Source organism: Nonomuraea sp. NPDC049784, from assembly GCF_040659615.1.
In the GTDB taxonomy this organism is placed as follows: domain Bacteria; phylum Actinomycetota; class Actinomycetes; order Streptosporangiales; family Streptosporangiaceae; genus Nonomuraea.
This window is the reverse complement of sequence record NZ_JBFAMX010000465.1, coordinates 1-8296: the sequence shown is the minus strand read 5'-3', so window position 1 is coordinate 8296 and position 8296 is coordinate 1. Positions and strand designations below refer to the sequence as shown.

Here is an 8296-nt window from a genome sequence, read left to right as displayed (position 1 = left end):
AAAGGGCGTAGTCCTGGAAGACCATGCCGATCCCGCGGTCGCCCGGGTGGGCGTGGGTGACGTCACGGCCGCCGACCGTCACCCGTCCGGCGCTGGGTCGAAGTCGTCCAGGGCGAGGTCCACGCCCAACCGGCCGGCGATGGCGAGCAGGTGGACGACGGCGTTGGTGGAGCCGCCGACGGCGGCCAGGGTCACGATGGCGTTGAGGAACGAGCCCCTGGTCATCACCTGGCTCGGCCTGCGGCCCTGATGGACCAGGTCCACGGCGAGGCGGCCGGTCTCATGGGAGCGCTCGAGCAGGCGGCTGTCAGGTGCCGGGGTGCCCGCGGTGCCGGGCAGCGTCATGCCGAGCGCCTCGGCCATGCAGGCCATGGTGGAGGCGGTGCCCATCGTGTTGCAGTGGCCGCGGCTGCGGATCATGGACGACTCGGACTCCAGGAACGCCTCGCGGGAGAGCGTGCCGGCGCGTACCTCCTCGCTCAGGCGCCACACGTCGGTGCCGCAGCCGAGCGGGGCGCCGCGGAAGTGGCCGGTCAGCATGGGGCCGCCGGGCATCACGACGGCGGGCAGGTCCACGGAGGCCGCGGCCATGAGCAGCGACGGGATGGTCTTGTCGCAGCCGCCGAGCAGCACCACGCCGTCGATGGGGTTGGCGCGGAGCATTTCCTCGGTGGCCATGGCGGCCAGGTTGCGCCAGAGCATGGCGGTCGGGCGCACGTTGGTCTCGCCGAGCGAGACGACCGGCAGGTTGAGGGGGACGCCGCCGGCCTCCCAGACGCCGTGGGCGACGCTCTCGGCCACCTCGTTCAGGTGGGAGTTGCACGGGGTGAGGTCGGAGGCGGTGTTGGCGATCGCGATGTGCGGCTTGCCGCCCTCGAACGCCTCGCGAGGCAGGCCGCGCCGCATCCACGCCCGATGAATGTAGGAGTTGCGGTCATTTCCCGAATACCAGAGCGAACTCCTCAAAGCCATGTACGGCACCCTATCGGGCGATTTATGGATTCAGCACGTCCTGTGGAGGAAGCTGCAGGGGCATGGACCATATCGACGCGTACTGGCGGGCGGCGAACTACCTGTCCGTCGGGCAGATCTACCTGCTGGACAATCCGCTGCTCAGCGAGCCGCTGCGCCCGGAGCACATCAAGCCGCGCCTGCTCGGCCACTGGGGCACCACGCCCGGGCTGAACTTCTGCTTCGCCCACCTCAACCGGGTGATCAAGGAACGGGACCAGGACATGATCTACATCGCCGGTCCCGGGCACGGCGGGCCCGCCGCGGTGGCGCACTCGTGGCTGGAGGGCTCGTACTCGGAGCGCTATCCGGACGTCTCACAGGACGTGGAGGGCATGCGGCGGCTGTTCCGCCAGTTCTCCTTCCCCGGCGGGATCCCGAGCCACGTCGCACCCGAGACGCCCGGCTCGATCCACGAGGGCGGGGAGCTGGGCTATTCGATCGCGCACGCGTACGGGGCCGCGTTCGACAACCCGGACCTGGTGGTGGCGTGCGTCATCGGCGACGGCGAGGCCGAGACGGGCCCCCTCGCGGCGAGCTGGCACTCCAACAAGTTCCTCGACCGCGACCGCGACGGCATCGTGCTGCCCATACTCCACCTGAACGGCTACAAGATCGCCAACCCGGCGGTGCTCGCCCGCATCCCCGAGACCGAGCTGCTCAAGCTCATGGAGGGGTACGGCTACCACCCTCACATGGTGGGCCCCGACCACGGGGAGATGGCACGCGCGCTGGACACCGCGTTCGACCAGATGGCCGCCTACAAGCGGGGCGAGGCCGACCGGCTGCCGATGATCGTCCTGCGGACGCCCAAGGGGTGGACGGGGCCGCGCGAGGTGGACGGCAAGCAGGTCGAGGGCACGTGGCGGGCGCACCAGGTGCCGCTGGCCAAGGTCCGTGAGAACCCGACCCACCTGGCCATGCTCGAGGAGTGGATGCGCTCGTACCGGCCGGAGGAGTTGTTCGACTCCGGCGGCCGGCCCGTGGAGGGGATCCTGGGCACCGTGCCGCGCGGCACGCGCAGGATGAGCGCGAACCCGCACGTCAACGGCGGCGAGCTGCTCGTGCCGCTGCGGCTGCCCGACTTCCGCAGGCTGGCGGTCGAGGTCAAGTCTCCCGCCACGCAGTCGAGCGAGCCGACGCGCGTGCTGGGCGGGTTCCTGCGCGACGTGATCGCCGCGAACCCCCGGACGTTCCGGCTGATGGGCCCCGACGAGACCGAGTCGAACCGGCTGTCGGAGGTGTTCGAGGTCACGGACCGGGCGTGGGGCGCCGAGATCCTGCCGACGGACGAGAACCTGGCCCCCGGCGGACGGGTGATGGAGGTGCTGAGCGAGCACCTGTGCCAGGGCTGGCTGGAGGGCTACCTGCTGACCGGCAGGCATGGGCTGTTCAACTGCTACGAGGCGTTCATCCACATCGTGGATGCCATGTTCAACCAGCACGCCAAATGGCTGGAGTCGTCGCAGAAGATCCCGTGGCGGCGGCCGGTGGCGTCGCTGACGTACCTGCTGTCGTCGCACGTGTGGCGCCAGGACCACAACGGGTTCAGCCACCAGGACCCGGGCTTCCTCGACGTGGTGGTGAACAAGAAGGCCTCAGTGGTGCGCGTCTACCTGCCGCCGGACGCCAACACCCTGCTGTCGGTCGCCGACCACTGCCTGCGTTCACGCGACTACGTCAACGTGATCGTCGCGGGCAAGCAGCCGGTGCTGGACCTGTTCACCATGGACGAGGCCATCGCGCACAACACCCGCGGCCTGGGCATCCTGCCCTGGGCCTCCACCGACGACGGCACCGAGCCGGACGTGGTGCTGGCCTGCGCGGGCGACGTGCCCACGCTGGAGACGCTGGCCGCCGCCGCGCTGCTGCGCGAGCACATACCCACACTGAAGGTACGGGTGATCAACGTCGTGGACCTCATGCGGCTCCAGCCGCCGTCGGAGCACCCGCACGGCATGCCGGACGCCGAGTTCGACACCCTCTTCACCGCGGACAAGCCGGTCATCTTCGACTTCCACGGCTACCCATGGCTGATCCACCGGCTCACCTACCGCCGCCGCAACCACGGCAACATCCACGTGCGCGGCTACAAGGAGGAGGGCACCACGACGACGCCGTTCGACATGGCCATGCTCAACGACATCGACCGCTACCACCTCGTCATGGACGTCATCGACCGCGTGCCGGGGCTCGGCGCCACCCAGGCGCATCTGCGCCAGCGCATGAGCGACACGCGGCTGCTGGCGCGCGCCTACACGCGCGATCACGGCGAGGACGCCCCGGAGATCAGGTCGTGGACGTGGCCGGACGCATCCTCGTACTGAACACGGGCTCGTCGTCCATCAAGTACGAGCTCGTGGACATGCGCACCCGTGAACGACCGGCCAGGGGGCTGGTCGAGCGCATCGGCGAGGAGCGGGGAAGGCTCACGCACCACGCCGGAGACGGGCCGCCGTACGTGCGGGAAGGCCCGTTTCCCGGGCACGGCGAGGGGCTGGACGCGGTCATGGAGGCCTTCGAGGTGGCGGGGCCGGAGCTGGACCCCGTCGCGGTCGGGCACCGCGTCGTGCACGGCGGGACCAGGTTCACCGAGGCCGTGCTCATCGACGACCAGGTGATCGGCGCGATCGAGGAGCTGGCGCCCCTCGCTCCCCTGCACAACCCGGTCAACCTCACCGGCATCCAGGTCGCGCGCACGGCCTTCCCCGGAGTGCCACAGGTGGCGGTGTTCGACACCGCGTTCCAGCTCACGCTGCCGCCGGAGGCGTACACGTACGCGGTGCCGCGGGACTGGCGCGAGCGGCTCGGCGTGCGGCGCTTCGGCTTCCACGGCACCTCCTGCGCGTACGTCTCCCGCCGCGCCGCCGCCCTCCTCGGCCGCGACCTGGCCGGGCTGAACCTGATCGTGCTGCACCTGGGCAACGGCGCCAGCGCGACCGCGATCTCCGGTGGGCGCAGCGTCGACACCTCGATGGGCATGACGCCCCTGGAGGGACTGGTCATGGGCACGCGCTCGGGCGACGTGGACCCCGCGCTCGGCGGCTACCTGGCGCGGGTGGACGGGATGGACGCGCGGCGGGCGGAGAGTGCGCTCGACCGCCACGGCGGCCTGCTGGCGCTCGCCGGGACGGGTGACATGCGTGAGGTACGCGCCCGCGACGACGCCGAGGCCCGGCTGGCCCTGGCGGTCTACACCCGGCGCATCCGCAAGTACGTCGGCGCCTACTACGCGCTGCTCGGGCGGGTGGACGCGATCGTGTTCACCGGCGGGGTCGGGGAGCACGACGCCGCCACGCGCGCCGAGTCCCTGGCCGGGCTGGACCGCCTCGGCATCGCCGTGGACCCGGCGCTCAACGCGGCCGCCTCGCCGGACGAGCGGGCGGTGTCGCCGCCGGACGCGGAGGTGGCCGTGCTCGTCATCCCCACGGACGAGGAGTGGGAGATCGCCTGCCAGGCCCTCGCCCTGATCGGGTCATGACGGGCTGATCGGGTCATGACGAGCGCGCGGGATGGCGGGCACCCAGAACTCCACGGTCGTGCCCTCGCCGGGCGCGCCGCGGATGTCCCACCAGCCGCCCGCCGTCTCGGCCCGCTCGCGCATCTCGATCAGCCCGAAGTGCCCGTCCTGGCTCACCCGGTTCGCGACCCCGGTCCCGTCGTCGCGCACGCGCACGTGGATGCCGCCGTCGAGCGAGGCCAGCCGCATGCTGACGGAGTTCGCCCCGGCGTGCTTGCGCACGTTCGTCAGGGCCTCCTGGCAGATGCGGAACACGGTGATCGCGGCCTCGGCGGGCGGCTCACCGTTCAGGTCGTGCGCCAGCTCGTACGCCATGCCTGCCATCTCCCGCTCCAGGTACGCGGCCAGCCCCTCCACCAGCCCGTCGCCCGGCGGCCGTAACCGGAAGGCCAGGTCGCGCAGGCGCCGCACGGCGGACTCGACGGCGTCGTCAAGCGAGCGGACGGCGGCGGCGTCCTCCTCGGGCAGCCGCTCCCCGAGGGCGCGCAGCCGCATCCCGACCGCGATCATGGCCTGGATCGTGTCGTCGTGCACGTCGGAGGCGATGCGGCGGCGCTCCCGCTCCTGGGCCTGGACGAGGTGGGCGAGCAGCAGGCCGCGCTCGTCCAGCGCCCTGGCCATGCTGCGCCGCTCGGTCAGGTCGCGCGTCACCTTCCCGAATCCGCGCAGGTCACCGCGCTCGTCGTACAGGGCGGTGATGACCACGCTCGCCCAGAACCTGGTGCCGTCCTTGCGCACCCGCCACCCCTCCTCCTCCCACCGGCCGTCGGAGGCGGCCGTCTCCAGCTCCATGGGAGGCTTGCCGGCCGCCACGTCCTCGGGCGGGTAGAAGACGGAGAAGTGGGTGCCGATGATCTCGTCGGCGGTGTACCCCTTGATGCGTTGAGCTCCGGCGTTCCAGCTCACGATCCTGCCGCGGGGGTCGAGCATGAAGATGGCGTAATCGCGGATGCTCTGCACGAGCAGCCTCAAATCCTCTTGTGGGAGGTCATCCACGGCCATACCGTAGCTTTTCACGACACAGCGTGAGGTCCCAAACCCGGCCTTCGCGCTCAGGGCTCGCAGCGGTGGCTCTGGACCGGGGCGAGGCTGGGCGCCAGCTCGCACCACACCACCTTCCCGCCGTCGCGGGGCGAGATCCCCCAGCCGGTGGACAGCAGGCCGACGACGTGCAGCCCCCAGCCGTTCGCCGGACCAGGCTCGCGCGGCTCGGGCAGCCGCTCCCCGGCGTCGCCCACCTCGACGCGCACCTGCGACGCGCTGCCCCTCATCCGCAGGGACGGCGGGCCGTCGCCGTGCACGAGCGCGTTCGTCACGAGCTCGGACACCACCAGCAGGACATCCTCGTGATGGCCCTGGTAGCCGAACTCGGCCAGGGCCCGTCGGGCGATCCGGCGCGCCGCCGTGATGCTGCCCATCTCCTTAGGCAGGGGCGTGTCCACCTGGTACGGCCCCACCTCCTCGCTGCCCACCCCTCTACTCTCAGGTAACCCGGCACCCGATCACGAGACGCAACCGCTCCAAGCCGCCTGGTACGGCTGGGGGACGCTACATGGTGCAAATGCGTCAGTCGAGCAGCCCGTCCCTGCGGGCGAGCGCCACCGCTTCCAGCTTGGACCTGGCGCCGAGCTTCTCCAGGACGTGCTGTACGTGGTTGCGCGCCGTGTTGCGGGCCACGCCGAGGCGTTCGCTGATCTCGAGCGTGCCGGCGCCCTCTGCCAGGAGGAGCAGCGTCTCCCGCTCGCGAGCCGTCAGCGCCGCACCCAGCAGCCCCGCCCGTCCGGTCAGCCGGTCGAGCATCCCCGGCAGCAGCCCGGGCGCGAGCACCACCCCGCCGGCTGCCACCTCCCGCACGGCCGACTCCAGCTCCCCCAGCCTGGACGACTTCACCACCAGCCCGGCGCCCCCGGCCGCCACCACCCTGGCCGCCACGGAAGCGGTCGCCTCGCCGGTCAGCACCAGCACCCGCGCCTTGGGCGCCGCCGCGGCGAGCCTCTCGATGGCCCCGATCCCGTCACCGTCGGGCAGGCGGCGGTCGAGCAGGACGACGTCGGGCTGGAACCTGCCGGTCTCGGCCACGGCCCCGGCGATGGTCCCCGTCTGAGCCACCACCTCGAAGCCGGGCGCCTTACCGAGCGCCAGCCCGATGGCCTCGGCGACCATGGCGTGGTCCTCGACGAGGACCACGCGGATCGTGGGGGGAATCGCCATCCTTCGTCATGCCTCTGTCCGTGGGTCCTGCTCCCGCATGGGCCGCCCCGGGGAACGGCCGGCGCCCCGAGAAGTCTCCCACGACCCACCGCCCGCCGCACGACCTCGTGCCGCTCCCCTTTCGCCTCTCATCCCGGCCAGGTCCCCCGTTCTCCCCTCAAACCAAGGGCGCCGGCCAGCCATGCACGAGCAGGCGCAGAAGGGGGACTTCCCGGTCACTTGCTGAATACCTGGCGCCCCCTGAACGTCGGGCGCTTGGTCTCCCAGTACTTCCAGCCCTCCACCCTGGCGGGCACGTTGGCGATCCCGCTGGCGACCTCGACGTCGCGGCACGTCCCGAGCTGCGACCAGGCCGACCAGCCGATGCGGTAGCCGAAGACCCGGTACCACAGATGGCCGTACTTTTCCTTGCTGATCTCCCGTGAGTATTCGTGGCCGATGAAGACCATGTGCCGCTCTTCGAGGTGCGGAAGCCCCATAAGGCGCAATTGTCGGACCACGTCCGCCGTGGTGAACTTCTCGGTGAACGTCCATAGCCTCTCGTTCTCGGTCTCCAGGAACGCGCGTATTTCGTGCTCCCTGGTGACCGACACCGTCATCGTGCCGCCGGGACCGTCGATGAAGCGGGTCCGGGGCAGGAAGAAGTTTCGCGGCGCAATCATATTGACCTTGAAGAAGAGATGCTCGTTGCACCTGCCGTGGGGCACGTTAATGCGGGGGAAGGGACGGACGGCGGTGGCCGTCTCCTTCGATGTCTCCGTCTCCGTCGCGGTCGCGGTGACGGTCGGGGTAGGAGTCGCGGTCGGGGTAGGAGTCGCCGTCGCCGTCGCCGTCGGGGTCGGGGTCCGGGTCGGAGTCCGAGTCGGAGCCGCCATCACCGCCGGAGACGGGATCGGGGTCGGGGACGGGGTCGCGGCCCCGACGCGGAGGTAGGAGTCGTCGTCCGCGGTCGCAGCCGGGGTCGAGATCGCGACCAGAGCCATCGAAAGGGAGCCATATATCGCCCTTTTCATCGCGTGACGTGCCATAGGCCGAGCGGGCGTGGCTGTGGCTTTTGTCCGGGAATTGGGCGTGAACATGTACCTTTCCTTTCGGAATTTGTCGCAATTGACCCGCGAGTCGGAATGCAGCCCGTACCTGCCCGCCGAGCGGGCCGAACAAGATCGATACGATGCTCGCAGTCGCCTCGAGCCCTGCGCACAACGCCACGCCGATGGCAAATTCCCCGTGCCCGGAAAGAGCTGGTGAAAAAGTGTCATTACCGGGTCGCGTCTTTGACAAAAGACGCATCATGGCGACCCGGCGCCGCGATGGCCGGTCGTGCGGTTCGCGACGCCCCTCGTCACCCAGGGGAGTTCGGCCGCGCGTGAAATCTGAGACTTCCTCCCCGATTTTCGAGGAGAATATCGGTTGTGTCCTCCGCGTCGTCAGCGCTGCGTCTTGGCCGGGCCGTCGTGTTCGCGACGGTCTGCGGCGCGGTGTCGGCGGGCGGGCACGCGCTGGCGGGCGGCGGGCTCGTGCCGTTCGGGGTCTGCCTGGCCGGGGTGCTTGCGG

General features: G+C 70.7%; 8 protein-coding genes. 3 read left to right on the top strand and 5 right to left on the bottom strand.

Annotation, left to right across the window (positions count from 1 at the left end):
* Positions 1–78 precede the first annotated feature (78 nt).
* On the bottom strand, positions 79–972 hold the full coding sequence (locus AB0J09_RS48040; RefSeq protein WP_360707191.1) for a dihydroxy-acid dehydratase: 894 nt from the start codon (positions 970–972) through the stop codon (positions 79–81).
* Between the two features lie 62 nt (positions 973–1034).
* On the opposite strand from AB0J09_RS48040, the gene AB0J09_RS48035 reads away from it, so the two are divergent.
* Both AB0J09_RS48035 and AB0J09_RS48030 read left to right on the top strand, forming a co-directional pair.
* The gene (locus AB0J09_RS48035; protein WP_360707188.1) at positions 1035–3338 is read left to right on the top strand and encodes a phosphoketolase family protein; all 2304 of its coding nucleotides are present in this window, start codon (positions 1035–1037) and stop codon (positions 3336–3338) included.
* Complete coding sequence (locus AB0J09_RS48030; protein ID WP_360707185.1) at positions 3314–4492, top strand: acetate kinase; 1179 nt, start codon at positions 3314–3316, stop codon at positions 4490–4492. Before AB0J09_RS48035 ends, AB0J09_RS48030 begins: the two co-directional genes overlap by 25 nt.
* Here AB0J09_RS48030 and AB0J09_RS48025 read toward each other — a convergent pair.
* The 4 genes from AB0J09_RS48025 to AB0J09_RS48010 form a co-directional block, all read right to left on the bottom strand.
* Positions 4487–5527 (bottom strand): PAS domain S-box protein, encoded by a 1041-nt coding sequence (locus AB0J09_RS48025; protein WP_360707182.1) that lies wholly within the window; start codon positions 5525–5527, stop codon positions 4487–4489. The two genes, AB0J09_RS48030 and AB0J09_RS48025, sit on opposite strands and share 6 nt — an antisense overlap.
* A 56-nt stretch (positions 5528–5583) precedes the next feature.
* Positions 5584–6003 carry an ATP-binding protein gene (locus AB0J09_RS48020; protein WP_360707179.1) on the bottom strand — a complete coding sequence of 140 codons (420 nt, stop codon included), beginning with the start codon at positions 6001–6003 and terminating at the stop codon, positions 5584–5586.
* Positions 6004–6097: 94 nt separating this feature from the next.
* Entirely contained in the window at positions 6098–6742 is a 645-nt protein-coding gene (locus AB0J09_RS48015; RefSeq protein ID WP_360707177.1) for a response regulator transcription factor, read from the bottom strand.
* 215 nt (positions 6743–6957) lie between these two features.
* A complete protein-coding gene (locus tag AB0J09_RS48010; protein WP_360707175.1) occupies positions 6958–7404 on the bottom strand; it encodes a hypothetical protein in 447 nt (148 codons plus the stop codon).
* A 7-nt stretch (positions 7405–7411) separates the two neighbouring features.
* Between AB0J09_RS48010 and AB0J09_RS48005 the strand changes: the two genes are divergently transcribed.
* On the top strand, positions 7412–7675 hold the full coding sequence (locus AB0J09_RS48005) for a hypothetical protein (RefSeq protein ID WP_360707172.1): 264 nt from the start codon (positions 7412–7414) through the stop codon (positions 7673–7675).
* Positions 7676–8296: the final 621 nt, after the last annotated feature.